The organism is Halosimplex carlsbadense 2-9-1 (assembly GCF_000337455.1).
GTDB lineage: Archaea > Halobacteriota > Halobacteria > Halobacteriales > Haloarculaceae > Halosimplex > Halosimplex carlsbadense.
Genome location: NZ_AOIU01000034.1, coordinates 12,946 through 39,554 on the forward strand (window position 1 = coordinate 12,946; position 26,609 = coordinate 39,554).

The 26,609-nt window shown below is 67.9% G+C and carries 34 protein-coding genes and 1 tRNA gene; 6 read left to right on the forward strand and 29 right to left on the reverse strand.

What is annotated here, in order from left to right; translation table 11 throughout:
- Nucleotides 1-259: 259 nt before the first annotated feature.
- Nucleotides 260-1,750, reverse strand: a complete 1,491-nt coding sequence (locus C475_RS15555) for a hypothetical protein (RefSeq protein WP_006884813.1) — start codon at nt 1,748-1,750, stop codon at nt 260-262.
- Between the two features lie 109 nt (nt 1,751-1,859).
- Between C475_RS15555 and C475_RS15560 the strand changes: the two genes are divergently transcribed.
- From C475_RS15560 to C475_RS15570, 3 genes are all read left to right on the forward strand, one after another.
- A complete protein-coding gene (locus tag C475_RS15560) occupies nt 1,860-2,540 on the forward strand; it encodes a potassium channel family protein (RefSeq protein WP_006884814.1) in 681 nt (226 codons plus the stop codon).
- A 100-nt stretch (nt 2,541-2,640) separates the two neighbouring features.
- A complete protein-coding gene (locus C475_RS15565) occupies nt 2,641-4,230 on the forward strand; it encodes a TrkH family potassium uptake protein (RefSeq protein ID WP_006884815.1) in 1,590 nt (529 codons plus the stop codon).
- A gap of 2 nt (nt 4,231-4,232) precedes the next feature.
- On the forward strand, nt 4,233-4,439 hold the full coding sequence (locus C475_RS15570; RefSeq protein WP_006884816.1) for a hypothetical protein: 207 nt from the start codon (nt 4,233-4,235) through the stop codon (nt 4,437-4,439).
- Between the two features lie 55 nt (nt 4,440-4,494).
- On the opposite strand, the gene trkA is transcribed toward C475_RS15570, so the two are convergent.
- Entirely contained in the window at nt 4,495-5,826 is a 1,332-nt protein-coding gene (gene trkA / locus C475_RS15575) for a Trk system potassium transporter TrkA (RefSeq protein WP_049930760.1), read from the reverse strand.
- 241 nt (nt 5,827-6,067) lie between these two features.
- On the opposite strand from trkA, the gene C475_RS15580 reads away from it, so the two are divergent.
- Nucleotides 6,068-7,594, forward strand: a complete 1,527-nt coding sequence (locus tag C475_RS15580; protein WP_006884818.1) for a TrkH family potassium uptake protein — start codon at nt 6,068-6,070, stop codon at nt 7,592-7,594.
- A gap of 93 nt (nt 7,595-7,687) precedes the next feature.
- Nucleotides 7,688-9,574 (forward strand): cation:proton antiporter domain-containing protein, encoded by a 1,887-nt coding sequence (locus C475_RS15585; RefSeq protein WP_006884819.1) that lies wholly within the window; start codon nt 7,688-7,690, stop codon nt 9,572-9,574.
- 353 nt (nt 9,575-9,927) lie between these two features.
- Here C475_RS15585 and C475_RS15590 read toward each other — a convergent pair whose 3' ends face one another.
- From C475_RS15590 to C475_RS15715, 26 genes are all read right to left on the reverse strand, one after another.
- Nucleotides 9,928-10,863: a DNA adenine methylase gene (locus C475_RS15590; protein ID WP_006884820.1), complete on the reverse strand. Its 936-nt coding sequence runs from the start codon at nt 10,861-10,863 to the stop codon at nt 9,928-9,930.
- Between the two features lie 331 nt (nt 10,864-11,194).
- Nucleotides 11,195-12,676 (reverse strand): preprotein translocase subunit SecY, encoded by a 1,482-nt coding sequence (secY, locus tag C475_RS15595; protein ID WP_006884821.1) that lies wholly within the window; start codon nt 12,674-12,676, stop codon nt 11,195-11,197.
- Between the two features lie 2 nt (nt 12,677-12,678).
- A complete protein-coding gene (locus C475_RS15600; RefSeq protein WP_006884822.1) occupies nt 12,679-13,176 on the reverse strand; it encodes an uL15m family ribosomal protein in 498 nt (165 codons plus the stop codon).
- Nucleotides 13,173-13,637: a 50S ribosomal protein L30 gene (rpmD, locus tag C475_RS15605; RefSeq protein ID WP_006884823.1), complete on the reverse strand. Its 465-nt coding sequence runs from the start codon at nt 13,635-13,637 to the stop codon at nt 13,173-13,175. Before rpmD ends, C475_RS15600 begins: the two co-directional genes overlap by 4 nt.
- Nucleotides 13,637-14,269 carry a 30S ribosomal protein S5 gene (locus C475_RS15610; protein ID WP_006884824.1) on the reverse strand — a complete coding sequence of 211 codons (633 nt, stop codon included), beginning with the start codon at nt 14,267-14,269 and terminating at the stop codon, nt 13,637-13,639. The genes rpmD and C475_RS15610 overlap by 1 nt, the downstream gene beginning before the upstream one ends.
- A complete protein-coding gene (locus C475_RS15615) occupies nt 14,266-14,826 on the reverse strand; it encodes a 50S ribosomal protein L18 (protein WP_006884825.1) in 561 nt (186 codons plus the stop codon). Before C475_RS15615 ends, C475_RS15610 begins: the two co-directional genes overlap by 4 nt.
- On the reverse strand, nt 14,826-15,263 hold the full coding sequence (locus tag C475_RS15620) for a 50S ribosomal protein L19e (RefSeq protein ID WP_006884826.1): 438 nt from the start codon (nt 15,261-15,263) through the stop codon (nt 14,826-14,828). The genes C475_RS15615 and C475_RS15620 overlap by 1 nt, the downstream gene beginning before the upstream one ends.
- Complete coding sequence (locus C475_RS15625) at nt 15,256-16,005, reverse strand: 50S ribosomal protein L32e (RefSeq protein WP_006884827.1); 750 nt, start codon at nt 16,003-16,005, stop codon at nt 15,256-15,258. The genes C475_RS15620 and C475_RS15625 overlap by 8 nt, the downstream gene beginning before the upstream one ends.
- Nucleotides 16,005-16,541: a 50S ribosomal protein L6 gene (locus C475_RS15630; protein ID WP_006884828.1), complete on the reverse strand. Its 537-nt coding sequence runs from the start codon at nt 16,539-16,541 to the stop codon at nt 16,005-16,007. Before C475_RS15630 ends, C475_RS15625 begins: the two co-directional genes overlap by 1 nt.
- Before the next feature lie 2 nt (nt 16,542-16,543).
- Nucleotides 16,544-16,936, reverse strand: coding sequence for a 30S ribosomal protein S8 (locus C475_RS15635; protein WP_006884829.1), 393 nt, complete (start codon nt 16,934-16,936; stop codon nt 16,544-16,546).
- Nucleotides 16,933-17,112 carry a 30S ribosomal protein S14 gene (locus C475_RS15640; protein ID WP_006884830.1) on the reverse strand — a complete coding sequence of 60 codons (180 nt, stop codon included), beginning with the start codon at nt 17,110-17,112 and terminating at the stop codon, nt 16,933-16,935. The genes C475_RS15635 and C475_RS15640 overlap by 4 nt, the downstream gene beginning before the upstream one ends.
- Nucleotides 17,109-17,642, reverse strand: coding sequence for a 50S ribosomal protein L5 (locus tag C475_RS15645; protein ID WP_006884831.1), 534 nt, complete (start codon nt 17,640-17,642; stop codon nt 17,109-17,111). The genes C475_RS15640 and C475_RS15645 overlap by 4 nt, the downstream gene beginning before the upstream one ends.
- Nucleotides 17,639-18,406 (reverse strand): 30S ribosomal protein S4e, encoded by a 768-nt coding sequence (locus C475_RS15650; protein WP_006884832.1) that lies wholly within the window; start codon nt 18,404-18,406, stop codon nt 17,639-17,641. The genes C475_RS15645 and C475_RS15650 overlap by 4 nt, the downstream gene beginning before the upstream one ends.
- Nucleotides 18,403-18,765 carry a 50S ribosomal protein L24 gene (gene rplX / locus C475_RS15655; RefSeq protein ID WP_006884833.1) on the reverse strand — a complete coding sequence of 121 codons (363 nt, stop codon included), beginning with the start codon at nt 18,763-18,765 and terminating at the stop codon, nt 18,403-18,405. The genes C475_RS15650 and rplX overlap by 4 nt, the downstream gene beginning before the upstream one ends.
- Nucleotides 18,762-19,160, reverse strand: a complete 399-nt coding sequence (locus C475_RS15660) for a 50S ribosomal protein L14 (protein ID WP_006884834.1) — start codon at nt 19,158-19,160, stop codon at nt 18,762-18,764. The genes rplX and C475_RS15660 overlap by 4 nt, the downstream gene beginning before the upstream one ends.
- Nucleotides 19,160-19,486 (reverse strand): 30S ribosomal protein S17, encoded by a 327-nt coding sequence (locus C475_RS15665; RefSeq protein WP_006884835.1) that lies wholly within the window; start codon nt 19,484-19,486, stop codon nt 19,160-19,162. Before C475_RS15665 ends, C475_RS15660 begins: the two co-directional genes overlap by 1 nt.
- Nucleotides 19,477-19,800 (reverse strand): ribonuclease P protein component 1, encoded by a 324-nt coding sequence (locus C475_RS15670; protein WP_006884836.1) that lies wholly within the window; start codon nt 19,798-19,800, stop codon nt 19,477-19,479. Before C475_RS15670 ends, C475_RS15665 begins: the two co-directional genes overlap by 10 nt.
- 2 nt (nt 19,801-19,802) lie before the next feature.
- A complete protein-coding gene (gene rpmC, locus C475_RS15675) occupies nt 19,803-20,018 on the reverse strand; it encodes a 50S ribosomal protein L29 (RefSeq protein WP_006884837.1) in 216 nt (71 codons plus the stop codon).
- Nucleotides 20,015-20,974 (reverse strand): 30S ribosomal protein S3, encoded by a 960-nt coding sequence (locus C475_RS15680; RefSeq protein WP_006884838.1) that lies wholly within the window; start codon nt 20,972-20,974, stop codon nt 20,015-20,017. The genes rpmC and C475_RS15680 overlap by 4 nt, the downstream gene beginning before the upstream one ends.
- Nucleotides 20,974-21,441: a 50S ribosomal protein L22 gene (locus C475_RS15685; RefSeq protein WP_006884839.1), complete on the reverse strand. Its 468-nt coding sequence runs from the start codon at nt 21,439-21,441 to the stop codon at nt 20,974-20,976. Before C475_RS15685 ends, C475_RS15680 begins: the two co-directional genes overlap by 1 nt.
- A 1-nt stretch (nt 21,442) precedes the next feature.
- Entirely contained in the window at nt 21,443-21,865 is a 423-nt protein-coding gene (locus C475_RS15690; RefSeq protein ID WP_006884840.1) for a 30S ribosomal protein S19, read from the reverse strand.
- Complete coding sequence (locus C475_RS15695; protein ID WP_006884841.1) at nt 21,862-22,584, reverse strand: 50S ribosomal protein L2; 723 nt, start codon at nt 22,582-22,584, stop codon at nt 21,862-21,864. The genes C475_RS15690 and C475_RS15695 overlap by 4 nt, the downstream gene beginning before the upstream one ends.
- A 2-nt stretch (nt 22,585-22,586) precedes the next feature.
- Nucleotides 22,587-22,841, reverse strand: a complete 255-nt coding sequence (locus C475_RS15700) for a 50S ribosomal protein L23 (protein WP_006884842.1) — start codon at nt 22,839-22,841, stop codon at nt 22,587-22,589.
- A complete protein-coding gene (rpl4p, locus tag C475_RS15705; protein ID WP_006884843.1) occupies nt 22,838-23,581 on the reverse strand; it encodes a 50S ribosomal protein L4 in 744 nt (247 codons plus the stop codon). Before rpl4p ends, C475_RS15700 begins: the two co-directional genes overlap by 4 nt.
- A 3-nt stretch (nt 23,582-23,584) precedes the next feature.
- Nucleotides 23,585-24,634 carry a 50S ribosomal protein L3 gene (gene rpl3p / locus C475_RS15710; protein ID WP_006884844.1) on the reverse strand — a complete coding sequence of 350 codons (1,050 nt, stop codon included), beginning with the start codon at nt 24,632-24,634 and terminating at the stop codon, nt 23,585-23,587.
- A 5-nt stretch (nt 24,635-24,639) separates the two neighbouring features.
- Nucleotides 24,640-25,554, reverse strand: coding sequence for a putative RNA uridine N3 methyltransferase (locus C475_RS15715; RefSeq protein ID WP_006884845.1), 915 nt, complete (start codon nt 25,552-25,554; stop codon nt 24,640-24,642).
- A 546-nt stretch (nt 25,555-26,100) separates the two neighbouring features.
- Between C475_RS15715 and C475_RS15720 the strand changes: the two genes are divergently transcribed.
- A tRNA-Gly gene (locus C475_RS15720) sits at nt 26,101-26,171 on the forward strand.
- A gap of 224 nt (nt 26,172-26,395) precedes the next feature.
- Here the strand turns inward: C475_RS15720 and C475_RS23960 are convergent.
- The gene (locus C475_RS23960) at nt 26,396-26,569 is read right to left on the reverse strand and encodes a hypothetical protein (protein WP_161625205.1); all 174 of its coding nucleotides are present in this window, start codon (nt 26,567-26,569) and stop codon (nt 26,396-26,398) included.
- Nucleotides 26,570-26,609: the final 40 nt, after the last annotated feature.

Genomic DNA, 26,609 nt, shown 5'->3' on the forward strand with positions numbered 1-26,609 from the left:
ACGAACGTATAATCCCGGCCGGACGCCCAAGCAGTTCACGGTTCGGGCAACGCCCGACAGCCGATGTCGTCGTGACCGCCAGCGGGGAGTAGAGCGACATCGTCGCCGGTGTGGCGCCCGAACCGAGTACCTCGCGACACCGGCCGCTCGCTGGTCGACATCGCAGCGGTGGCTGCTGTCGCCGACATCGCCCAACCGTTCCCGACCGCGACCGACCGAGTCGCGGTGGCCGGCCGAGCGCGCGACCGACCCGACCGGCTCACAGCCAGCCCACCAGCGGCGCGAGCAGCAGGACGACCCACAGCAGTGTGCCCGCGGCGACGAGTCGGTCGACAGTCTCGGTCGACGCGCGCGGGCTGACCGAACCCGCCGCGAGGACTCCGATGGCGACGACGATCCCGACCCGGTGGACCGCCACGTCGAGCGACAGGGCCGTGACGCCGAGCGACTGATAGTCGACGACGATGGCCGACCCCACGCCGAGCGCCGCGACCGCGAAGCTCCGAACGGGGTCCAGATTCCGCCCGAACACCTGTGCGGCCGCCGGGAGCCCGAGCGCCAGTACCGGGTACAGCAGGGCGGCGATGACCTTCGGCGAGGTGTCAGCGAACCGGTGTTCGAGCGCGAGCCCGCCGAACCTGACCGACAGGTACAGCCCGAACAGCGCCGCGAACAGCGAGAGGTACGACAGTCCGCGAACGACGAACAGCGACCGCTCGTGGTCGAGCCACCCGCGGGCGAGCAGCCCGGAGACGAGCGCGCGCCTCGCGGCCACGACGGGGCCCGTCGTCGGGCTCCCGGGCCCTCGGGCGCCCCCGGACCCGAACGCGCGGCCGGCGGGCGCACCGCCGGACCGGCGCCGCCGGGCCAGCGCCGCCGCGTCCCGGCCGGCGACCAGCCCCATCGCGGCCAGTCCCGACCCGAGATTCGGCACGCCGAGCAGTCCGGCGAAGTCGACGACCGTCGCCCAGCCGTCCGAGCCCAGCGCCCGGCGGTTGCTCAGGTACATCCGCCAGACGGTGTCGACCGAGGGCTCGCCCATGAACTCGGCTTCGAGCCGGTCGCGCGTCCCGTCGGTCGCGTGGACGGTGTGGCGCAGCCGGAACCAGTCCCAGTGGTCGCTGTGAGCCTGGACGGCCACCCAGTCGTCGGACTCGAACGGCGATTCGTACAGCCGGAGGTGGTCGCGGGCGCCGAAGTAGGTCCCGTCGTGCAACTGGTAGGTCTCGTCGATCCACCGCCCGCCCGGATTGGGTTCGAGGTGCCCGGTGAACGGCGCCGCGCGGTAGGGTCGGCGCGTCTCGTTGGGCCCCGGCTCGGTCAGCACGTAGTTGTGGACGTAGAGGTACCGGGTCGCGCCGCGCGCCCCGGCCCAATCGACGACCGTGCCGTTCGCCGCATCGACGGCGCCGCCGCCGGTGTCGGGGCCCACGTCCTCCCATTCGGCGGCCGTCTCGTTCCAGGTGGCGTCACCTCGCTCGGTCAGGAAGTACCGGACGGTCTCGGCGTCCGCGTAGACGACCAGGTTGATCGCGAGGGTCCGCCCGTCCGCCGACCGGCGGGTGCTCGTGTACGGCCAGAAGACGTTCTCGCCCGGGCGGGGTTCGACCAGTGTCGCCGGCGTCGTCCCGGCCGCGGGGTCGGCGGGGCCCGTCGCCGAGAGGACGAGCGATCCCGCGCCCGCGACCAGCACGACGGCGACGAGCAGGCCCAGCGCGGTCGAAGTCGTTGGGGGCCACGACTGCTCCACGCGCGCCGTATGCAGTCGACGCGTTTACGCGTTCCGGGCGGCCTCGTCCGAACGCGCTCGTCGACGGAACGGTAACCTTTCTTATCGGCCGACTGAAGGCGGCAACAGAATGTACATCGTCATCGTCGGTGCCGGCGACATCGGCACCCCCCTGATCGAGATCGCGACACGCGGGGGGAACGAGGTCGTCGTGATCGAGAGCGACGAGGAACGGGCCGAACTCGCCGCCTCAGAGTTCGACGCGCTGGTCCTCAACGCGGACGCGACCAACAACCAGACGCTCATCGACGCCGGTATCGAGGACGCCGACGCGCTGATCAGCACGACCGACCGCGACGCGACGAACATCATGGTCTGTCTGCTCGCCCAGGAGTTCGAAGTCCCCAACATCGTCTCGGTGGTCCACAGTCCGAGACACATGGATCTCTTCGAGCGGATCGGCGTGAACGTCATGCAGAACCCCCAGCGACTGATCGCCGAGTACCTCTATCGCGCCGTCAAGCGGCCGTCTATCATCGACTACATGCGGATCGGCGAACACGCCGAGGTGTTCGAGATCGACGTCGACGACGGCGCGCCGATAGCGGGCAAGACCCTCCAGGAGGCGAACGATGTCGGCCTGTTGACCGAAGAGGTCCTCATCGTCGCCGTCGAGCGGCCGGGTAGCGACGACCCGATCACCCCGCGCGGTGGGACGGTGATCGAGGCCGGCGACCTGGTCACCGTCTACTCCGGCGAGGGCGCGACGCCGGAGGTGACCGATATCTTCGGCCACCAGGAGGACCACTGAGCGTGTCTGGCGCGCGGCCGAGACGCTCCCCGCTGCGGCCGCGACCGGGAGCCGTCGGATCGCCGGATTATACAACGGGGGCCACACAACTCCGATTCGAATGAGACAGCGACTGCAGCCGCTGGCGCGCGACCTCGGGCGGATCCTGATGGCACTGTCTGGGGTCATGTTCGCCTCTGTCGTCGTCTCTCTCGCCTGGGGGGAGCTGTTCGCGGTCCCGGCGCTGGTCGTCTCGGGGCTCGTCCCTCTGGGGCTCGGCCGCCTGTTGAGTACCCGCTACGGAGACACGGGCGAGGTCGGGAAGCTCCACGGGATGATGATCGCGGCCTCGGGGTGGTTTCTGGTCGCCGTGTTCGGGACGCTCCCGTTCGTACTCGTCGCGTGGACGGTCGCCGTCGACCCGTTTCCGGCGCCGTTCGCCGCGCCCGCGGCGCTCGACACCCCGACGCTGGCGGCGTTTCGCGACCCGCTGAACGGCTTCTTCGAGTCGATGTCCGGGTTCACCGGCACGGGGCTGACGATGACCGACGACGAGGGCGCGCTCCCGCGCACGGTCCAGTGGTGGCGGACCATCATCGAGTGGGTCGGCGGCGTGGGCGTGATCGTCCTCACGACAGCGATCCTCGCGCGCCCCGGTTCGGGATCGCTGACGCTGTACGAGAGCGAGGCGCGCTCGGAGAAGATCCACCCGAGCATCGTCTCGACGGTGCGGACCATCTGGTGGATCTTCATCCTCTTCACGTTCGTCTCGATCAGCCTCCTCTGGCTGGCCGGGATGCCGATCTGGGACTCGATCAACCACGGCATGACCGGGCTCGCGACCGGCGGGTTCAGCGTCACCGACGCGAGTATCGGCGAGTACAACGACCCGATCATCGACTTCGCGATGGTCCCCGTGATGGTCCTCGGGAGCATCGCCTTCCCGATCCACTACCTCATGCTGCGGGGCGACCTGAAGAACCTCTACACGGATCCCCAGACCCGCTGGCTCTGGGGCTACTTTTCGCTCGGGTCGGTCGCGCTGGTCGGGCTGCTGTGGATCGACGGGACCTTCGAGACCGGCCGCGTCGCCGTCACGAACGGCGTCGTCCTGACTGGGTCGACGGCGTCGCTGTTCCAGACGATTCGATACGGCCTGTTCCAGTTCGTCTCGGCCGCCTCCTGTACCGGCTTCGGGACGACCGGGATCGGCGACTGGTCGGCGCCGGCCCAGCTCACGATGTCCGGCGCGATGGTTCTCGGCGCCGCGGCGGGGTCGACCGTCGGCGGTATCAAGCTCATCCGGCTGATCACGCTGGTCAAGGGGACCGCTTTCAGTATCCGCGGCGTCTTCTACCCGGAGTCGGCCGTCAGGTATCTGAAACTCGACGACCGCAAGCTCGGCGAGTCGGAGGTCAGCCGGGAACTCGAAGAGGCGTCCATCATCGCCTTCCTCTGGGTCCTGTTCCTCGGCGTCGGCCTCGCCGTGTTGCTGTTGACTGTCGACGGATCGTTCACGCTCGAAAACGCGATCTTCGAGATCACCTCCGCACAGGGCAACGTCGGCCTCTCGTCGGGCATCACCGGTCCGGCCATGCCGACGCCCGCGAAGGTGATGTTCCTGTTCAACATGTGGATCGGCCGCCTGGAGATCATCCCCGTGCTGGTCCTGCTGCGGGGCCTGCTCGACACCTTCGACTTCTACCGGTAACCATGGATCCGAAAGACATTCCGCTGGTCGGCTTCGTGCTCGAGTTCGGCGCACAGGACCGCGTACTGGACGCGATGCTGCTGGCCGGTCCGCTGGTCGTCCTCGCGATGATCCTCGGCGGCCGGTCGCCCGTGACCACCGCTCTCGTCGGACTGTACGTCCTCTCGTTCGGCGGCTACGTCGTCTACAACGGCGTGGTCGCGCGGTAGCGCCCACGCGGCGACCGGTCGCGCGCTCGACCCCGCGCAACCGGCCCGAACGCGGTCACATCCGGTCGGCGACTTCCTCGAACGAGTCGGTGTCGGCGAAGACGATGACGTGGTCGCGCTCTCGTACCACGGTGTCCCCGCGCGGCGTGATGTGGCTGCCGCCGCGAGCGATCGCGCCGATGACCGCGCCCTCAGGGAAGTCGGCGGCCGATTCCCCGATGGTGCGGTCGACGAGGATGCTGTCGGCGTCGACTTCGAACTCGAGCACCTCCGCCTGGTCGCCCTCGATGATCGCGACGTTCTCCGCGCGCCGCGTGCGGGTGAACCGGGTGATCTCCTCGGCGGTGACGTTGCGCGGGCTGACGGCGACGTCGACGCCGACCGTCTCGAACAGGTCGACGAAGTCGGCCGTCTCGACGACGGCGATCGAGCGTTTCGCGCCGAGCCGACTCCCCAGCAGCGTCACGAGCAGGTTCTGCTGGTCGGTTTCGAGCGCGGAGATCAGCACGTCGGCGTCGCCGACTCGCTCCTGGGAGAGGAGGTCCTGGTCGGTCGCGTCGCCGTTGATGACCGTCGTCCGCGGGAGCTGTTCGGCGAGCCAGCGCGCGTGGTCGTCGTCCCCCTCGATGAGTCGCGGCGAGAACCCCCCCTCTTCGAGCAGGCGCGCGGTCTGGTAGCCGATCTGGCCGCCGCCGACGATCACCACGCTCTTGGGGTCGTCACTGTCGGGAGCGATGGCGTGACTGAACGCGCGCATGCTCTCGGGGCTCCCGATCGCGATGACGTCGTCGCCGGCCTTGAGCACGGTCCCCCCGCGAGGGATGATCACGTCCCCGTCCCGGATCACGCCGGCGAACGTCAGCGAATCGAACCGGTCGGCCTCGGCGACGGTCTGGTCGGCGACCGGGCTGTCCGACGGGATCTCGAACTCGGTCATCTGGACCAGTCCCTCGGCGAACGTGTCCACGTCCTGCGCCGAGGGCAGGCCGGTCACGCCGGCGATGGCCTTGGCGGCCAGCAGGTCCGTACAGACCATGAAGTCGACGCCGAAGGCCCGCTCGTCGCGCTCCCACGGGCGCAGGTACTTCGGGCTCTTGGTCCGAGCGATCGTGAACACGTCCCCGCAGACTTTCGCGATACCGCAGGCGATGATGTTCGTCTCGTCGTCGTCCGTACTGGCGATGAAGAGGTCGGCGTCCCCGACGTCGGCCTCCTCCAGCGTCTCGATCTCGGAAGCGTCGCCCTCGATCGGCAGCACGTCGAGTTCGTACGTCAGCGTCTCGACTCGTTCGGGGTCTCTGTCGACGACGACGACCTCGTGTTCCCCGCAGAGGCTCTCTGCCGTCGTCGAGCCGACCTCCCCCGCGCCGATGATTACGATCCGCACGCGCGACACTCCAGATGCATACGCCCGTCTTTCTGTCCCACCGGCAAGTGAATTTCCTTCCGGAGGGCGGGCGGGACGGACCACAGCAGTTATCTAGTGGGTGTCCGTCCCTTCGTTCCGAAAACGTGTTCTGGAGCGAGCGGCTCGGCGATCGGACGCGAACCGCGGCCCGGTCGCCACGGACGGGCGGCTCGTCCCGTCTCTCGACCGCGTCGTGTGACCGTCGGAGGTGCCCGCGACCATGGTGACCGTCGAATGGCGCCGGAGCGTCGCGCTGACCGGCACCGTCGTCAAGTACCTCACTGTCGCGATGTTGGTCCCGCTCGGCGTCGGGGTCGTCTACGGCGAGGACATCGGGGTCTTTCTCCTCTCGATGCTCGTCACGCTCGCGCTCGGTCTCCTCCTCGAACGGGTCGGCTCCGCCGGCGACCTCGGACCGCGCGAGGCGCTGCTGTTCGTGAGCCTCTCGTGGTTTCTGATTCCGCTCGTCGGGACGATCCCGTATCTCTTCGGGGACACCGGGACCATCGCCCACCCGGTCAACGCTCTCTTCGAGAGCGTGAGCGGATTCACGACGACGGGAGCGACCGTTATGGGGACGATCTCCGTCGAGCAACACTCCCACGCGATCATGATCTGGCGCCAGCTCACCCAGTGGCTCGGCGGGATGGGGATCATCGTCCTGATGGTCGCCATCTTCCCGGAAGTCGCCGTCAACGGGGCCCAGCTCATCGAGTCCGAGGCGCCCGGCCCCGAACTCCAGCGGCTCACGCCGCGGATCGCCGAGACCGCCCGCCTGCTGTGGCTGTTCTACCTCGGGTTCACGGTGCTGTACGTCGTCTTGCTCCTGGCGCTGCACTACGGCGGCCTGGCGCCGGAGATGGGGGTGTACGACGCTGTCGCCCACGCGTTCACGACGCTACCGACCGGCGGGTTCTCCCCGGAGGCCGACAGTATCGCGGCGTTCTCGCCGGCGGTCCAGTGGCTCGTCATCCCGTTCATGATCGTCGCCGGGACGAACTTCGCGCTGTTCTACTACCTGCTCCAGCGCGAGTACGGCTCGTTCTTCGAGAACCGCGAGTTCCAGGCGTACATCGGGGCCAACGTCGTCGTGACGCTGGTCCTGTTCGTCCTGCTGTACCTGGGATCGGCGCCGACGCTGGAACTGGGCGGACAGACTCAGGGAGTACTGGAGAACTCACTCAGACAGGCCGCCTTCCAGGTCGCGTCGCTGCTGAACTCGACCGGATACGCGACGAGCAACTTCGCCGACTGGGGCACCACCGCCCAGATCGTGCTCCTGTTCGCGATGTTCATCGGGGGCTCGGCCGGGTCGACCGGCGGCGGCGTCAAGATTATCCGGTGGCTGGTCGTCCTGAAGTCGATCCGTCGCCAGCTGTTCACCACCGCCAACCCCAACGCCGTCAAGCCGGTCCGACTCGGCGGGTTCGTCATCGACGAGGAAGTGATCAAGGCGATCTACGGGTTCACGCTGCTGTACCTGCTCCTGTTCGGCCTCTCGGCGGTGCTCATCGCCCTGGACGCCGGCCGACATCCGAATATAGAGCTGACGACGCTCGAAGCGGTCAGCGCCAGCGTCGCGACCATCGGGAACATCGGTCCCGGCTTCGGGCTGCTCGGTCCGTTCGGCAGCTACATCGACTTCCCATGGACCTCGAAGTTGCTGATGTCGTTCCTGATGCTGATCGGTCGCCTGGAGATCATCCCGGTGCTGGTGCTGTTCACCGGCGCCTTCTGGCGTCGGTGACGACCGCGGCGTGGAAACCCTTTAGTCGGTTTCGGGCCCACCGTCCCACGGGAGAACCGTGACAGGACTCGCCGAGCTCGATATCAGCACGCGATGAGCGCGGCGACCGATATCGTCCGGATCGTCGTGACGATAACCGGGGTCGGCGTCGCCGCGCAGGTGGTCGCCGACCGCCTCCGGATCCCGAGCGTCCTCTTTCTCATCGTCGGCGGCGTCGCGGTCGGTCCGGAGGGGGTCGGATTGGTCGATCCCACGGTCTTTGGTGAGTCTCTTCCCGCTATCGTCGGACTGAGCGTCGCGATCATCGTCTTCGAGGGCGCCTTCCACCTCCACGTCGACCGCCTGCGGGAGGCGCCCCGGGAGACGTTGCGACTCGTCACGGTCGGCGCCGCGCTGTCGCTGGTCGGGACGGCCGTCGTCGTCCGGTTCGTCGTCGGTGCGTCGTGGGGGATCTCCCTGCTCGTCGGGTCGCTGCTCGTCGCGACCGGCCCGACGGTCATCACGCCGATCATGAACGTCGTGCCCGTCCGCGAACGCGTCGCCTCGACACTGGAGACCGAGGGGGTCGTCAACGACGTGACAGCGGCGATCCTCGCACTGGTCGTGTTCGAGTCCGTCGTACTGGGGTCGAGCGGCGTGGCCGCGCTGGTCGGGACCTTCGCGGCGCGGCTCGGTCTCGGGGTCGCAGTCGGCTGTCTGGTCGCCGGACTCGTCTGGTACCTGCTCACCCACGTCAGCCTCTCGACGGAGAACGCCCCGCAGAACGCCCGCCTCGTCGCGCTCGTCGCCGCGCTGAGCGCCTACGGACTCGCCGAGGTCACCGCGGCGACCAGCGGACTCGCCGGCCCGCTCGGGTCGGAGGCCGGGATCGCGGCGGTCGCGGCCGCGGGCTTCGTCCTCGGGAACGTCTCGCTCCCCTACCGCGACGATATCGAGCAGTTCAAAGGCGATCTCACGCTGCTCGTGCTATCCTTCGTGTTCATCACGCTGGCCTCCCTCCTCACGCTGGACGACTTCGCGGCGCTCGGGCTCAGGGGCCTCCTCGCAGTGGTCGCGATCGCCGTCGTCGTCCGGCCCGCGCTCGTCGCCCTCTGTACGGTGGGCGGACGGTTCACGACCGCCGAGCGAGTCTTCGTCAGCGCCATCGGTCCGCGCGGGATCATCCCCGCGAGCGTGGCGACGCTGTTCGCCCTCGAACTCCGCCCCCAGAACCCCGAGGCCGCCGCGACGCTCGTGGGCGCGGTGTTCCTCGTCATCTTCGCGACCGTCGTGTTTGAAGGGGGACTGGCCCGTCACATCGCACAGGCACTGGACGTGATCCCCATGCGAGCCATCGTCGTCGGCGGCGGCCGGGTCGGCCGGGCGCTGGCCGAACGGCTGGAAGACCGCGGCGAGGTGGTCCTGATCGTCGAGAGCGACGAGCGGACTATCGAACGGCTCAGACGCGACGGCTTCTCGGTTCGACGCGGCGACGGCACCGACCGAGAGGCGCTCGAAGCCGCGGGGGCCGGGAACGCCAAGGTGATCGCTGCGGCGACCGCCGACGACGAGACGAACCTGCTGGTCGGCCAGCTCGCGCGCAACACCTTCGGCGTGGAGACGGTCGTCGCGCGGGTCAACGACCCCGACAACGTCGAGGCCTTCGAGGACCTGGAGGTCGAGGCGATCTCCAGCGGGATGTCTATCGCGTGGTCGATGGACAACGTCATCGAGCGGCCCGGCATCGCCCGCTGGATGACCGAACTCGACCGCGAAGGCGACGTGCAGGAGGTCGAAGTCACGAGCGACGGCATCGTCGGCGAGACCGTGACCGAACTCCGATCGGAACTGCCCGACGACTGCCACCTCGCGCTCGTCACACGGGACGGGAACAACCGACTACCCCACCCCGACGACCGGATCGAACGGGGCGACCACCTGACGTTCATCGGTCGGAGGGCGGCCGTCCGCGACGCCCTCGACTACTGTGAGGCGGCCTGACCCTGATCGACGGACCGCCCCGTCACACTTCCAGCCGTCGAGCGACGGCCGCACGGACGGACGTCGCCGACTCCTCCGGTCCGCGCGCCATGACGACCGTTCGGTCGACCCGCTCGCCGACGGTCTCGGGGAGCGACCGGAACGACCACCCGCTCGAACAGTGAACCCGACACGTCAGATCACCAGTCGGACGCCCGACTCGACGCGTTCGGTCACCGTGAATGGCGTTCGACCTGATATACGTGGAGGGAATGCGGAACAATTCCTTAATTCGTTCGGCCGCTACCGATCCGCGACGAGGTTCCGGACGATCGAGAAGATCGGGCGACGACGATTTCGACACGGGAAAGCGGTCAGTAGTCGTCGAGCGCCTGCTGGTCGGGCCCGCACCGCTCGTCCTCTGGGACGTTCGTCGCTACGATCTCGTCGACCTCGCCGCGGGCGCTCGCGTCGCTGTTTATCGCCCGCGTGGCGCCCTCCCGTTCGACGGCAAAGCCCGCCTCGTCGTAGCGGTCGTACGTGACCCCGCTGTTCGAGAGGACGACCCACACGCCCCGCTCGCCCAGCTCGGTAGCCACCTCTCGCAGCCGTTCCTGATCCGCCCGGTCGAACCCCGCGGCGCTGTACTCCGCGAAGTCCGCCGTCGGGCTCATCGGCTCGTACGGCGGGTCGAAGTACACTAGGTCACCGGGCTCGACCGCGTCGAGGACGTACGAGAAGTCGCCGTTACGGACCTCGGTCCCGGCGAGTGCCTCAGCGGCCTCCCGGATCCGGTCGGCCTGGGCCCAGTCGGGGTCGGCGTAGCGGCCGATCGGGACGTTGAATCCACCGTCGCCGTTCTCCCGATACAGCCCGTTGTAGCAGGTGCGATTCAGATACAGGAGGAGCGCGGCCTCTTCGAGCCGTTCCTCGCCGGTCGCGGGCCAGCCGTCACCGTAGGCGCGCTCGTTGAACCGCGCGCGCTGCTGGTAGTAGTACTGTTCGACTGCCTTTCCGCGCCGCGTCTCGTCGTCGAACGGCAGGTCGGGATCCGGGTCGGCCTCGGGGTCTCGAAACTCACGTAGCCGGTCGATCAGCGCTTCGGGTCGGTCCCGCACCTGCTCGTAGAAGTTCACCAGCCGTGGGTTGGTGTCGTTGACCGTCGCCGCCGCCGGTTCGAGGTCGAAAAAGACCGCGCCCCCGCCGAAGAAGGGCTCGTGGTAGCGGCCGAACGACGCTGGAAAGCGGGCGTACAGCTCGTCCAGCAGCTGGCGCTTGCCGCCAGCCCATTTCAGTACCGGCTTCGCCATCGACCGGACGGTGGTCGGTCTCCGTCTTAAACCCGGCCATCGCTCGCGGCCCCGCCGGAACTGTCCGACCGATTCCGTCGGATCTCCCAACCGGCCAGCCGACCGCCGATCCACGCGCCGAGCTCGCCCGCGAGCGCGAGCACGCCGCCGACGAGCGCGTACCGCCAGGTGTCCGATACCGACTCGGGGAGGGGATTCGGTCGGGGACGTGCCGGGAAGTTATCGTCGTATGAACATCAATCTCGGCACGCCGGCCGGCCAGCGGCGCTATCGCTGTCCGGTTCCACGTCGAGCGTCGAAAAATGTGGTCGCGATCGGATGGTCGGCGTCGTCAGCCGAACATCTGGCGCATCATGGGGTGCATCTCCATGAGTTGCTCTTCGGCGATCTCCTCGTAGATCTTGTAGGTGATAGACACCGTCAGCAGCAGGCCCGTCCCGGAGACGTTCCCGATGGTGCCCATCATGTTAGCGAGGACCGCCAGCAGGCCGACTAAGGCCCCGCCGATGACGGTCACCTGCGGGATGTACCGCTCCAGCACCTTCTCGATGACGCTGGTGTTCCGGCGGAAGCCGGGGATCTCCATCCCGGAGTTGTGGATCTGCTGGGCGGTCGCCTCCGGGCCCATGTCGGTCGTCTCGACCCAGAAGATGGCGAAGATGGCGCCACCGATGACCATGAACGTCAGGTCGACGCCGACCCGCAGCATGATCTGCCACGGCGCGGCGTTGGTCTGGCCGAGCCACCACATCCACTGTTCGGGGTTCCGGACCGGGGCCATGTAGTAGAACAGGCCGCCGACCGGGTTGGCGACGCCGCTCGCCGACTCCTGATACGTGCCCAGCCACGCGGGCAGACTCCCCAACTGGGCGTAGAGGATGCGGCCCAGGAACTGGAGGTTGGCCTGCAGCGCGCGGACGAGGATCATCGGCAGGACGCTCGCGTAGATGAGCTTCACGGGGAAGCGACCGCGGGCGCCCTTGACGCGCGTGTTCGAGAGGGGGATCTCGACGCGGACGCTCTCGGCGTAGACGACGATCACGAAGATCATGACCGTCGTGATCAGCGCGAGGATCTGTCCCTGGCCGAACACGAGCGTCTGCAGCCCGCTCCCGAGGATCGGACCCACGTCGACGCTCCCGGTGACGATGCCGATCCACGTCGGGATGATACCGAGCTGCTCGGGGTTGCCGATGAAGCTCGTCGAGACGAGCCCGCCGATCAGTCGCTGGCTCACGCCGGCGATGATGAACAGGCCGATCCCGGAGCCGACGCCCCACTTGGAGATGACCTCGTCCATGTAGAGGATGAGGACACCACCGACGAAGATCTGCGCGAACAGCAGCCACTGCACGCCGAACGCGCCGCCGGGGAACGACTGGGCCAGCGCCGGGCTCGCCGGCAGGAAGTTGCCGGCGAACACCATCGGCAGGCCCGTCAGGCAGATCATCACGAGCACCAGGAACTTCTGGAGCCCCTGATACAGCACCTGGTCCCGGGGGTTGTTCTGCGTGTCGAGGCCGAGCAGGTCGGCACCGCCGAGCAACTGCAACACGATGCTGGCCGTGACGATCGGTCCGATGCCGAGTTGCAGTATCGTTCCCTGGCCACCGGCCAGGATCGAACGGAAGCGTCCGAATGCCTCACTTCCCTGGCCCTGTAGTCCGAACAGGAAGACGTTCGTCAGGAAGAAGTACAGCACCAGCACGCCGGCCGTCCAGCCGAGTTTGCGCTTGAAGGGGACGTGCCCCTCCGGTCGCTGGACGGTGGGCATGCGGGTGAGTACCGGTTCGGCGGTGTCCTTCCAGCCCATGGTTATGACTCGTCTTGCTCGTCGGGTGTATCCTTGTCGGTTTCCTCGGCGCGAGCCTGACCGGCTTCTGTCAGCTCGACCGAACCGCCAGCGTCCTCGACTTTCTCCTCGGCTCCGTCGGAGAACGCGTCGGCGACCAGGTGCAGCTCGTTACGGACCTGGCCGGCACCGAGCACCTTCACCACGTCGACCTCGTGGCCGTCTTCGACCACGTCGCGCGCGTCGATGCCGTAGCCGTCGCCTTCCTCGTCGGCGACGCCGTCGGCCGCCAGCAGCGCGGCGTCCTCGTCGAGCTCGCGGACGTCGACCTCCGCGACATCGTCCTGGACGTCGTCGGGTCGTTTGAACCCGTGTTTGTCCCACGGGCCGTGGTTGTGCATCTCGTGTTTGCGGCTGCCCGCGTTGCCCCGGCCGCCGCGGTGGCCGGCGCCGCGGCGGTTCTTGTGAGTCCCGCCACCGTGCGTTCGGGAACCGCGCTGTCGTTTCTTCTTGGATGTCATCGCATCGCCTCCAGGAGGTCGTCCATGGCCTCGGTGTCGTGCTTGCCGAGCTGTCCGCCCTCCTTGGTGGGGTGTTTGATGCCGTCGTGGCCGCCGCGGGGCGGGTGCAGGCGCAGCGTCGGCGCCAGCCCCTGCTCGCGCAGCGTCGTCTCCTCGTCGGCGAGCGCCTCGGCGAGTTCCTCGACGCTCATGTAGTCGGTGTTGGCGACGACCCACGAGTCGTCGATGTCGGCCTCGCCCTCCAGCGGCTCGCCGCGCCGCTCGATCAGCAGCGCGACCGTCTCGACGCTGGGCTCGCCGTAGGCCACGTAGTCGTTGACCTTCGTGACCATGCCGCGGTAGGCGTCCGTCTCCGGGATCAGGGCGGCGTGGTTCACGTTGTGGACGTTGAGCATCTCCAGCGTGTCCCGTACGTCCTGGTTCATGTTGACCTCGCCGCGGAGTTGAACGAGCGCTTGCATCACTCGATCACCTCGCGCTTCTCCCAGGTCTCCTGGGGGACGCGGGCCTCGGCGGTGTTCTGGAGCGCGTTGAACGTCGCCTTCGCGAAGTTCACCGTCGTGCGCGTGTTGCCCGACGAGCGCGTCCAGATGTCCTCGATGCCAGCGAGTTCGAGCACGTGGCGGACCGTCTCCCCGCCCGCGAGCCCGAGCCCGCGCGGCGCGGGCTGCAGTTCGACCTCGACGCTCCCGGCCTTGCCGGTCGTCCGGAGCGCGACGGTGTGGGCGCGCCCACAGCCACACTCCCAGGACCCGCAGCCCCGCGAGACGTCGATGAGGTTCAGCTTCGCCACCTCGATGGCCTTCTGGATGGCGCCGCCGACCTGGTCGTCCCGACCCTCCGCGTAGCCGACGAGGCCGTCGCGGTTGCCCACGACGACCACGCAGCGGAACTTCACGCGGCGGCCCGAGTCGGTCATCCGCTGGACCATGTTGATGTCGAGCACCTCGTCCTCGAGTCCGGGGACGAGCTGGTCGACGATCTCCGGTTCCTTGAGCGGCAGGCCGGAGTTGAGGGCGTCCTGCATCGAGTCGATCTCGCCCTCGGCGACCGCGTGGCCGAGCCGTGTCCGCGGCTCCCAGCCGCTACTCATAGTTCATCCGCCTCCAGCAGTGTTTCTCGCATGTCGTCGAAGTGCTCCGGTAGGTCTGTTGCGTCGAAGTCCCCGCCGTAGAGCCCGTCGTCGAGCTGCTCGGCGTACTCGGCGATGTGCTCGCCGCGCGTGCGCGACCAGTCGGCCAGCACGCTGTCGTTGTGGGGAACGTCGAGTCCGGCGTCGATTGCGCCTTCCTGTACCGCGAATACTTTGCTACCCGGTGTCGGGGAGTTGAGACCGATGTCGAGGACGGCCTCGTCGAGGCCGGCTTCGACCGCGCGCAGTCCCGCGAGGACGCCGGTCAGGTACGCCGCGGGCATGTTGCCCGTCGGCGCTTCCCAGCCGTACTCCTCGAGGTCGCTCGAATGCGCGCTCGTAACTGTCTCGTCGCCCTCGGCTCCGGTGATGATCAGCTGCGCCGTGACGTGCCGGTTGCTCTTTCGAGCGACCAGGCGCGGTTTGCCGGATTTCAGCAGGCGCAACCTCTGATGGTAATCGGTCCGGGCCTCGCGGCGACGCCGCATCGGCACCGTGTAGCGTGGTCCTGTCGCCATTAGTTGTCCTCCAGTGTCCGCTCGATGTCCGCGACGCTGTCGAACTCCCCACCGCTGGCGCGGTCGTAGAGCTCGCGGTAGTGCGACTTCGAGATCTCGCCCGAGTCGCGCAGCTCGCGGAGTTTCGCGCGCTGTGCGCGGATCTGCGATTCCCATTTCTCCTTCTGGTTCTCGCGGCCGCCCGCGGTCCCCTTCCGGGAGCCCTGGCCCTTCTGATGGCCGTAGGCGCGTTTCTTCTGGCGCTCGCGGGCGCGACCGCGCGAGTTGCCTTTCGGCGACTCGGCGCGGATAGCGCCCTCGTCGACGAGTTCGCGGATGTCGTCGCGCGTGATGGCGTCCGCGAGTTCGCCCTGGCGTTCGGGGTCGAGCCAGATCTTGTTCTCGCCGACGTCGAGCACGTCCGACGCCATTCGCTTCTGTGCGCTCAGGTCAGTCATCGACTTCGACCTCCTCGTAGGTGGGGTTGAGGACCTTGATCTGTCGGTCCTCGGCCTCGTCCTCGATGCGCTCGCGCTTGCGGCCGCCGACCTTCGAGGCGATGCGGACGGCTTCCGTGTCGCCGTCCACGCCCTCGAGGTCGTCGACGTTGTGGACGCGGACTTCCTCGAAGCCGGAGGGGTGCAGGCCGCGCACCGCCGTCGGCGTGCGGAAGCCCGCCTGAACGGTGTCGCCCTTGCCCTTGATGCCGATCCGCTGCTTCGAGAGCGTCCCGCGCGGCTTGCGCCACGAGGTCGAGACGCGCTTTTTCTTGTGGTAGTCCTGCCGGTTGAACTGCGGCATGCTCGTCGTCCGTCGCTCGTCGAGCAGCCGCTCGGTGTTCTCGTCGATGTCCGGCTCGAAGTCGACCTCGATGCGCGGACGCATCTCGGTCTCGACGTCTTCGGCCGGCTCCTCGGTCTCCTCGGCTTCTTCGGTCTCCTCCTCTTCGACCTCCGCCTCGGTCTCCTCGGCGACTTCGAGGCCGCCCACGTCGGCTTTGATGCGGGCCGCCAGGGCGTTGCCCACCACGTCGGCGAGCTCCTCCTGGCTGGCGCCGCGCACGTCGTCGACGGTGTCGTAACCGGCCTCTTCGAGGTCGGAGGCTCGCGAGGGTCCGACCCCGCTGATGTCCTCCAGCTCCTCGAACTCCTCGGTCTCGGCGTCGGCCGCCTCCTCGGTGTCTTGGTCGTCGTCTGCCATCAGGCGTCACCTCGTGTCGGCTTCTGTGTAATGTAGACCCCGTCCTGGAAGATGCGGACGTCCTTGTCCGTGACGCGGGTCAGCTGTTCGATGTCCGCCGCCGTCTGGCCGACCGCTTCCACGTCGGGGCCCGACAGCGTGATCTGTTCCTCGGAGACGGACACGTCGGTGTCCCCGTGGATCTCGGTGCGGCGCGGCGCGCGCTCACCGAGGAAGTTCTCGATGACGACTTCCTCGCCCTCGACGTCGACCTGCATCGGGAAGTGAGAGTAGAAGACTTCCATCTCGTACTCCCAGCCCTCGGTGACGCCGTGGAACATGTTCCGAACGTGGCTCTCGAAGGTCCCCAGCGTCGACATCGTCTTCGCGTCGTCCTCGTCGCTCTCGATGACGACCGAGCCGTCCTCGACCGTCACGGACACGTCGGGGTACCAGAGCCGTCGGGTCACGCTCCCGTTAGACCCCTCGACTGTGAGTTCGAGGTGGTCCATCTCGGCGCTCGCCTCGTCTGGAATCTGTAGTTCTGTGCGTGGCATTGTCAGTATACGTAGGCGATGACCTGGCCACCGATGCCCTCCTCGCGGGCCTCGTAGTGGCTCATGATCCCGTGGCTGGTCGTGACGACGAGCGTCCCGTAGTCACGGGCGGGGAGGAATCGCTTCTCCCACTTCTCGAACCCGTCGGCCCCAGCGGAGTAGCGGGGCAGGACCGGGCCACATTCGTTGATCGCTCCTTTCAGTTCGACCTCGAACTGACCGGCTTTGCCGTCGTCGACGAACTCGAAGCCGTCGATGTACCCGCGGTCGTAGAAGACCTCGAGCACGCTGCCGATCTCGTTCGAGGCGGGTGATACCTCGTGGTCGAGATGCCCGACGCTCTCGGCGTTGTCGATGCCCGAGAGCGCGTTGGCGAGTGGGTCGTTTCCTGTCATGAGTACTTCCTGAAGCCCATGCTTCGCGAGATCTCTCGGAAGCACTGGCGACACAGCCAGATGTCGTACTTGCCGACCAGTCCCTGCTCGCGACCGCAGCGCTGACAGGACTCCAGCTGGCCGGTCCGCTTTGCTACCTGCTCGCCGGTTTCGGGCTCTGATTCGCTCTCGCTCATTCGCTCACCTCCACGTCGAACGCCCCCTCGACGAACGCGACCGCGTCCGCCACGTCCAGCCGGTGGCTCGACGGGATCTGTCGGGACGCCTTGTCTCGCTTCGATACGCGGTAGCCCGGCCGGACCAGGTTGACCGTCACGTCCAGCCCGTAGATACCGGTGTTGGGGTCGTACTCCTGGCTCGGGAAGTCGGTGTGTTCCTCGACGCCGAAGCTGAAGTTGCCGGTGTCGTCGAACTGCGACTCCGAGAGGTCGGCCAGGTCCAGCGCCGTCTCGAGGAACTCGCGTGCGTCCTCGTCGCGCAGCGTGACCTTCGCACCGATGGGGTCGCCCTGGCGGACGCCGAACTCGCCGACGGTCGCCTGGGCCTGCGTGCGGACGGGCTGTTGCCCGGCCACGTTCTCCAGGATCTCCTCGGCGTCCGCGAGTTCGCGGCCGCCCTCGCCGACGCCCATGTGGACGACGACCTTCTCGACGCGCGGCTCGCGCATCTCGTGGAAACCGGAGCCGGAGTCGCTCTCCGAGCTCATTCGTCGTCACCTCCGTCCTCGACGTCGGCCGCGGCCTCCTCGGTCGCGTCCTCGGGGCTCTCGCCCTCGTCGTCGGTGAAGTTCTCGTCGATGACGACGACGTACTCCTCGACCGTCTCGAAGCCGTCGTCGCCGTCCTGCTCGACCAGCACGTTGTTGGAGGCGCTGCCGGGCGTGACCTGGATGGTCTCGACCGTGCCGACCTCGCCCGCGTGGGCGCCGTCGACGGCCGTCACCAGCGCGCCCTCCTCGTACTCGAAGTGGGCGACGATCTCGCCGTCGTCGTTCGAGACGACCACGGAGTCGCCGCCGTCGTAGGGGGCGCCCTCGTCGACGGTCAGCGTCTGCCCGTCGTGCAGGGTCAGCTGCACGTCCCCGCCGGGGACGTGCTGTTTGTTCACGATCTTGCCAAGCGCGGAGTCCGCGGCATCGGCGTCGATCGGGGTCAGCGCGAGCCGACCGCCGTCGCCGGGGAACACGCGGTAGTACTCGTCGCGCTCGACGAACGCAAGGATGTCGAACATCCCGACCGGACGCTCCTCGTCGGAGACCGCCTTGCCGTTGATCAGGACGCTGTCCTGGTCGAGGGCGTAGCGAGCCTCCTTGCGGGTGTCCGCGTAGCCGAGTACGTCCCGCAGGACGATGAGCAGGGGAACCCCCGCCTCGCCGTGGGGACCGGCGTCGGCCTTGACGGTGAACGTCTCGGTCTTGCGCTCGATCGGCCAGCTGTTCGGCACCGAGAGTCGCTTCTGATGCTTCGTCATGCGCTGTCCTCCTCAGATTCGAGACGCTCCTGGCGCAGGTCGTCCTCGAGGGTCAGGTCGGTGACGCGCAGGTTCGAGGCGTCGACCGGACGGGGAACCTCCTCGCCGTCCGCCGCCTCGACTGTCACGTCCTCGACTCTGACCGCGGTCTCGGAGAGGTCCACGTCGACCACTTCGCCGGTCTCGCCGGCGAAGTCGCCGCGCAGCACCTCGACCGTGTCGCCCTCGTTGACGCGCACGTTTCGCTGCCCGTACTCGTCACGGAGGTCCTCGGCGAGCGTCGCCCGGACCTTCTCGTGGCGCTCGTGCAGCGGCGCCGCAGCGTCGTCGTTCCGCTGTTTGCGTGGTTGCTTGCTCATACTATCATCGTCGCCGTCGAGGCGACCGATCCGAATCGCTCCGCGACCTCGCGGGCGATGGGTCCTTTCAGTTCGGTACCGCGGGGGTCCTCGTTGTCGTCGACGACGACCGCCGCGTTGTCCTCGAACTTCACGCGGGTGCCGTCCGGGCGGCGGATCGGCTTGCGCTGGCGGACGACGACCGCCTCCAGCACCTGCCGCCGCATCTCCGGGGTCCCTTTCGTGACCGAGACGGTGATCTTGTCACCGATACCCGCCTTCGGATGGCGGTTTTTCGCTCCCGAGTAGCCGGCGATGGAGATGACCTTCAGTTCGCGTGCGCCGGTGTTGTCGGCGCAGTTGATCAGCGAGCCCTTCTCCAGGCCCTGGGTCACGTCTGCCTTCATCGCCTCCATCAGTCGTCACCTCCCTCGCGGGAAACGACCACGTGGCTCTTCGTCTTCGAGAGCGGTCGACACTCCGCAATCGTCACTGTCTCGCCCTCGTCGAGGTCGAGGCACTCCGGTGCGTGGGCCGGAACACGGCTCCGCCGTTTCATCAGGCGGTCGTATTTCGGCACCGGCACGTCGTACTCTCGCTCGACGACGACGGTCTTGTCCATGTCTGTCGACGCGACTGTGCCCTCGATCGTCTGCCCGCGGACACTCAGCGTGCCGTGGAACGGGCAGTTATCGTCGTCACAGACCGCGTCGGGTTCTTGTACGTTCAATCCTAGCGCCATTTGCTATCACCAGATTTCTCCGTTCGTCGTGCAGGCCGTGCGACCAGCCTGCGCCCTTCGACGGTGACGAGCTCGCCCGTGGCGAGCTCGAACTCGAAGGAGGTCCCCGCCTTGGGGACCGTCGCCACCCGAGACGCTCGCTCGCCGGCCCTCGGGCCGGTGGGCTCGCCGCCCCCGCGCTCGATTCCGAGGGTGTTCGTCGTCTCCGCGACGACGCGGCCCTCGATGTCGAGCAGGTCGGGGTTGTCGCCCGCGCGAACGCGGGCCGACAGGCCGACCAGTTCGTGTCTCGTGAGCGTTTCGGGTGTCAGCATCGTTACTCGGACTCCTCGAGGTCGCCTTCTTCTCGCTGGATCGTCTTGATCCGCGCGATGGCCTTGCGGAGCTCCTTGATGCGACCCGGGTTTTCCGGGGCACCGCCCGCGGCCTTGACTGCTCGGTCGTTCAGGAGTTCCGTCTCGAGCTCTTCGAGCTCCGACTCCCGCTCGGGGGGCGTCATGTCGCGGATCTCCTCGGTGTAGAGGACGGTCATTCGTCGTCACCCTCCTCGCTGTCGGCGTCCGCCTCGGACTCGTCGTCCTCGGCGTCTTCCATCTCTTCGACGAGCTCCTCGGCTTCCGCCTCGGTCTCCTCGTCGAGCTCCTCGTCGACGGCCTCGTCGAGGTCCTCGAGTTCCTCGTCGATGCCGTCGTCGTCGGGCACGTCCACGTCGTCGAACTCCTCGGTCTCCTCGGCGGCCTCTTCGATGACCTCCTCGTCGACGTCGGGCTCGGCCGACTCGTCGTCGGCCTCGGACTCGGCGACCGGCTCGCCGTCGCCCTCGTCGGGCTCGCCTTCGAGGAGCTCCTCGACGGACTCGTCCTCGACGTCGGCGACGTAGTCCTCGACTTCCATGTCCTCGTAGACCTCGAAGTCGTCGGGGAGTTCGGCCTCGGGCGGGATGATCTTCACCTGCACGCCGATGGTACCGAGCTTCATGACCGCGGTGCCGACCCCGTGGTCGACGATGTTCTCGGCCGGCTCACCGTTGTGCTTGATGTACCCGCGGTTGAACTTCTCCACGCGCGAGCGGGCGCCCGTGACCTTCCCCGAGAGGACGATCTCGGCGCCCTTCGCGCCGGACTCCATGATCCGGTCGATCGTGGTGTGGCCGGCCTTGCGGAAGTACCAGCCGCGTTCGAGGGCGTTCGCCAGGCGGTCGGCGACGATCCGGGCGTTGAGGTCCGGCTCGTCGACCTCCTGGACGTCGACCTGCGGGTCCTCGAGGTCGAAGCGCTCCTCGAGCTCCGTCGTGACCTTGCGGATGTTCTTCCCGCCCTTGCCGATGACCATGCCGGGCTTTTCGGCTTTCAGGACGATCTGCGTGCCCATCGGGGTCTTGGCGACTTCCATGCCGCCGTAGCCCGCGCGGCCCAGCTCGTCGGCGAAGAACTCGTCGATCTGGGTGCGCTGGAGGCCGTCCTCGATGAACTGCTGTTCGTCCGCCATTACTGCTCCTCCTCCGGCTCTTCGAGGATCAACTCGACGTCGACCTGCGGGGAGTTCCAGGGGCTCGCGCGACCCATCGCGCGGGGCTTGCGGCCCTGGGACTCGCCGACCTTGTGGGCGGCGACGTGCATGATCTCCATGTTCTCGCCGTCGAAACCCTGCTCGTCGGCGTTGCCGACGGCGTTCTCGAGCAGGTCGAGGAAGCCCTCGCTGGCCTTCTCGGGGTAGCGGCCGGCGTCCCAGCCGTCGATGTCGTTTCGGTGACCGACGCCCGAGTTGTGCTGGCGGAACGGCACCGACTGCTCTTCGTCGATGACCGCCTGCAGGTACTCGACGGCGTCGGCGGCCGTCTTGCCCTTGATCTCGCGGGCGATGGCCTTGCTGTGCTTGTGGCTCATCTGACGCTCCCGAAGCATCGCTTTCGCCGTGGTCTCCGGGTCGGCGTCGACTGAGTAGCTGATTCCCATGTTATTTGAGCGGTACGAACTTCGAGGAACGCGTGGCCCCGATGCCGGCCTGGCCGTGCTCGACGGAGTTCCGTGTCAGCTGGAACTCGCCGAGGTAGTGACCGAGCATCTCCGGCTCGACCTTCACTCGCTCGAAGCTCTGACCGGTGTAGACGGCGAAGGTGATCCCGACCATCTCCGGCACGATCGGCATGTCGCGCAGATGCGTGCGGATGGGGTCGTTGGCCGTCTCCTCCTCGCCGGCTTCGCGAGCTTCCTCGAGCAGCTTCTCCTTCTCCACGGAGAGGCCGCGCGTGATACTTCGCCGCTGTCGAGCGGGCAGCAGTTCCGCGACGTCCTCCAGGCTCAGGTCCTGCAGTTCCTCAAGCGTGTGACCACGGTAGGTGAACTCACCTTCGTGGCCGATCTGGTATTCCGAACTCATTTGTTGCCACCTCGGCCGGTACGGCGCGAGGAGATGTCACCCACCTTCCGGCCCGGCGGGGCGTCCCGCGAGACGGACTTGGGCTTGCCGGGGTGCTGGCGACCGCCCCCACCGAAGGGGTGGTCGACCGCGTTCATCGCGACACCACGAACGGTCGGGTACTTGGACCCTCGCGATTTCATCTTGTGGTGTTTGTTGCCGGCCTTGACGAACGGCTTCTCCGTGCGGCCACCGCCGGCCACCACGCCGATCGTCGCTCGGCACTCCGGGTCCAGCCGCTTGGTCTCCCCCGACGGGAGCGTGACGACCGCGACGTTGCGGTCGTGGGTGAGCAGCTGGGCGTTGACGCCCGATGCGCGGGCGAACTTCCCGCCGTCGCCGGGGTTGGCCTCGACGTTGCAGACGGGGATCCCCTCGGGGATCTCCGCCAGCGGGAGCGTGTTGCCCGGGGCGATCTCGGCGCTGACGCCGACCTGGATGTGGTCACCGACGCCCACGCCCTCGGGGGCGAGGACGAGGCGCTGGTCGCCGTCCTCGAACTCGATGGCCGCGACGGGGGCCGAGCGGGCCGGGTCGTGTTCGATGTCCACGACGGTCCCGCCGATCACGTCGCCGTCCTCGACCGTCCGATGCGACAGCTCCGCCTTGTAGCGGTGCGACGGCGCCCGGAACGTCGAGGTGCCGCGACCGCGTCGTTGTCCCTGGATTCGTCGTCCCATGGTCAGAACACCCCAATCCGCGAGGCCACGTCCTCGGCCTCGTCGTCTTCCGAGAGCTCGACGTACGCCTTCTTCTCGCCGTCGGGCTGGACCTGCGTCGTCACGTTCACGACGGTGACGTCGAACTGCTCGGAGACCGCCTCGGCGATCTCCGGCTTGCTCGCGTCGCCGGCGACGACGAACTGGAGCTTGTTCTGGAAGTCCAGGTCGTCCATCGCCTTCTCCGTCATGTTCGGGTACTTGATGACCGAATTCATCGCTCGGCCACCTCCGAGACGGCGGATTCAGTCCAGACCGTCAGGCGGCCGGCGTCGCCGCCGGGCGCCAGGTCCTCCGCGTTGACCTCGCGTGCGGTCGTCACGTCCGCGCCCGCGAGGTTGCGGGCGGCCGTCGAGGGCTCCTCGCTCGTCACGAAGAGGATCGACTTCGCGCGCTGGTACTTGCGCCCGCGGGTCGTCCCGCGGCCGGCGCGAATCGTCGCCTCGTCGGCGCGCTCGATGTCGGCGTCGACACCGAGGCTTTCGAGCACGTCGACGACTTCCTGAGTCTTCACGAGGTCCTCGAAGTCGTCGGAGACGACGAGGGGAAGCTCGGCGTCGTCGTCGAAGTCGTGGCCGCGCTCGGCCACCACGTCGGCGTCGGTCGTGGCCGCGATGGCCGACCGGACGCCGAGCTTCTTCTCTTTCGTGTTGATGTCGAGGCCCTGATCTTTCTCCTCTTTCGGCGGGTGCGCGCGGCGACCGCCGACGGTCTGGGGGACGCGCGCCCCCTGGCCGTTCTCCCGGGGGACGTGGGCCATGCCGCGGCCGCTCCCCTGGGACTCGGCGGGCGTGCGCATCCCGGCGTAGTCGTCGGCTCCGTAGTCCTGCTTGCGGTTGGCCTGCGCGGCGTTGACGGCCTGCCGGATCAGGTCCGGGCGGAGGTCCGTCTCGAAGATGTCGGGGAGGTCGACGCTCCCGTCGTCGTCGCCGTTCAGGTCGCGTACTGTTGCTTCCATACGTTAGTCCTCCTGTGTGGTCGCGGCGGTCCCGCGCCCGCCCTGGTTGGACTGGGTCGAGACGTACCGGACCTCGGGGTCGAGGCGCGGCTGGTCGTTCGGGCGGACCGCCGGCCGGAAGCGCACGACACGCTGGTCCGGACCGGGGACCGAGCCCTTGACGAGCGTGTACGGCCCGTCGACCTCGCCGTAGTTGACGAAGCCGCCCTCGACGGTGGCGTCGGTGCCCTCACCGATGTCGATGAGGCGCTTGTTCAGTTCGGTGCGCTGGTGGTACCCGGTCTGGCCCTGCTGGGGGACCGTCGAGCGCACGCGCGAGGGGTTCCACGGACCGAGGTTGCCGATGCGTCGGCGCCAGCCCTGGCGGGCGTGTTTGCCCTTCCGCTTCTGGACGCCCCAGCGCTTGACGGGACCCTGGGTCCCTTTCCCCTTGGTGACCGCGGCCACGTCGGCGTACTCGCCGGCGCGGAACACGTCGGTCATCGAGTGCTCGCCGCCCTCTGCGACGAGGTCGAGCCCGAAGTCGAGGCGGTCCGAAAGGGAGCCGCCGCCGACTCGGGTCTCCATGACCTCGGGCTTCTTGCGCGGGACGCCGGCGATGTCGGTGGGGACGGTGTGCGTGATGACGCGCACGTCGCCCAGGTCGCCGGCCTCGTGTGCTTGTCGGATCTGTTCCTCTGCGGCGTCAGCGTCGTGGTCCTCCGGTACGTCGAGGGTCCGGTCGAGCTCACCGTGGAACTCGTCGGCCCACACTTCCGTGAGGGGACGCTGGCCGTACGGCGTGTCTTCGTAGGCTCGGAGCGCGACCGCACGCAGCGGCGGCGTCTCGATGACCGTCACCGGGACGGTCTCCTCCATCCCCTCGCGGGGGGAGTCGGGCTCGTCGTTGATCAGCACGACGTGTGTCATGCCGGCCTTGTAGCCGGCGAAGCCCTGGAGACCCGGCTGGCCGTCGTCGTCGGGCCAGCTGTTGAACCGCGGGGTCTCACTCGCCGCTCGCGTACGCGGGCCGAAGCCCAGCGAGCCTTTGCGTGGTCTGTTCTTTCCTGGCATGTGTCTTACCTCGTCAGCCTGAGGGGCGCGAGGGTGGCGAACACCGCTTCCTCCGTTCGCACGACCTCGCTTCCCTGGTTCGGAACCGTATTGAGCCAGAGGTCGAACCTGTCGTCGCCTGTCTCCGCCGCGACGGTGTCCGGGTCCTCGCCGAGGATGGGGGGGAGCCCCCGCTCGGGCGCACCGAAGGCGACTGTCAGGTCACCCAGGGGCGCCGCCTCGTCGTCGGATGCGTCAGATTCGTCGGATCCGCCCGTCTCGACACCGGATGCGTTCCCATCGTCTCCGCCACGAAGCCGTTCGACCAGCTGGTCGAGCTTCGTGACGGTCAGCTCCTCGCCGTAGCGAGAGGCCGCGATGGTCAGCCCGGCGTCCGGACGCGCGAGTGCGTCGTCGATATCGGTCGAGTCGACGACGAACCCTGCCGCGGGCTCGTCGACGAGCTTCGCCCGTACCGGTCGTCGCGAAGAGACCCTGACGGAGACGCGCTCCCCCTCCCCGACCTCCATTCCGGAGGGCACGGGGAGCGAGACTGGGTGTTGCAGGCCGCAATTGACCCGTACGCGTTCATCAGCACCGACCTCGGTCACGATTCCCTGTCTTAACGACCCCGATTCGTCCGAACCGGAGCCGGTCCATGAGCGGACCCGGAGCGCCGGCAGGACCCCCGCGTACTCTAGCTCGCCCCGCCTGTCCCATACCTCCTTTCGGAGGTAGGGGGGTGTGGCGGCGTACCGCAGCACCGTTTCGACGAACCCGGCACCTCGTTTCTCGACCCCGTCGGGGTCGGGATAGACCGTCAGGCGGTCCACCCGGAAGATCGCTGCCGCGCGGGCCACGTAACCGACTTTGCGAGTGGCCTCGCGTTTGTCTTCGGCCTCCCGGGTGAGGGATGCCGGCACGAGCACGCTGGTGGTCATGCCGTGACGCTTCCGCGCCGCGCCACTAGACTGTAGCGATACATCCCCAGCCCACCCTTAAAAAAAGCGCGCTTCACGCGCGCGGAGGAGAGGCCTTCACATGGCCACCGTTCACACATACGCCGCTCGAAGCCCTTCGATACTCACCGGGTGGTCGCCGGGTGGCGTCGAGGTAGATATCGCCGTGACCGGCAGTCGAGTGCGCACGTCGTGCGTCCGGGTCGGTCAGTCGTGGCTCGGTATCGTCTCGTCGCAGACCGGGCAGCTACCCCGCCCCTGCCCGGCGTCGAGATCGTTCGGCTGGCCTGTCCACCCGCAGACTGGACACTGAACTGGGTCGCCCGGCATAACGCGTATGCACACGCGTCGCCGGTCGGAAAAGCGTGGTGTCGGTCCGACGAGTGACCCTGGCTGGCCCCGATAATCGACAGGGGGCACGCCGGTCCCAGCGAACGGTCCGACCGTTTCGGAAGTCTTTTATCCCTATCCGCCACTCGATTATGATGTGAGGCGCGCCGGGTCGACCGGTGGACGCCGAACGTGCATGCGACGGTGGTGTAGTGGTATCACAGGACCCTGCCACGGTCCTAACGCGAGTTCAAATCTCGCCCGTCGCACTTCTTCCGCGAACTACCCGGCGAGCACTGCGTCGCGCGTGCTCGTCTCCGTTCGCTACGTCGCGAGCCGCGCTCCCGTCGTCACGCCTCTCCCGCGAGCGCGTCCCGGAGGGGTCTCCTCGGCGGACCACGGCGAGTGAGCTATCGTAACAAGTTCCCTACCGCCGACAGGAGAGAGTAGTCGCTCTTTACGCCGACCGGGACGCCGGGGCCGTGACCGAGTGTCAGTCCGCGCTCCGGGCGGTTCGAGCGTCGTTTCGGATCTCGGCCTTTCGGTCTTCGATGGCGCCTTCGAGCGCGGCGCGCAGGTCGACGCCGGTCGCCTCGTCCAGCGCCTGTTGCAGTTTCGCGAGCGTCTCGTCCTCGTCGTAGGAGGGCGAGTCCGGTAAGCTCGTCATACCGTACGAACATCTGAGTTCAGTACTTAACCTTTCGGTC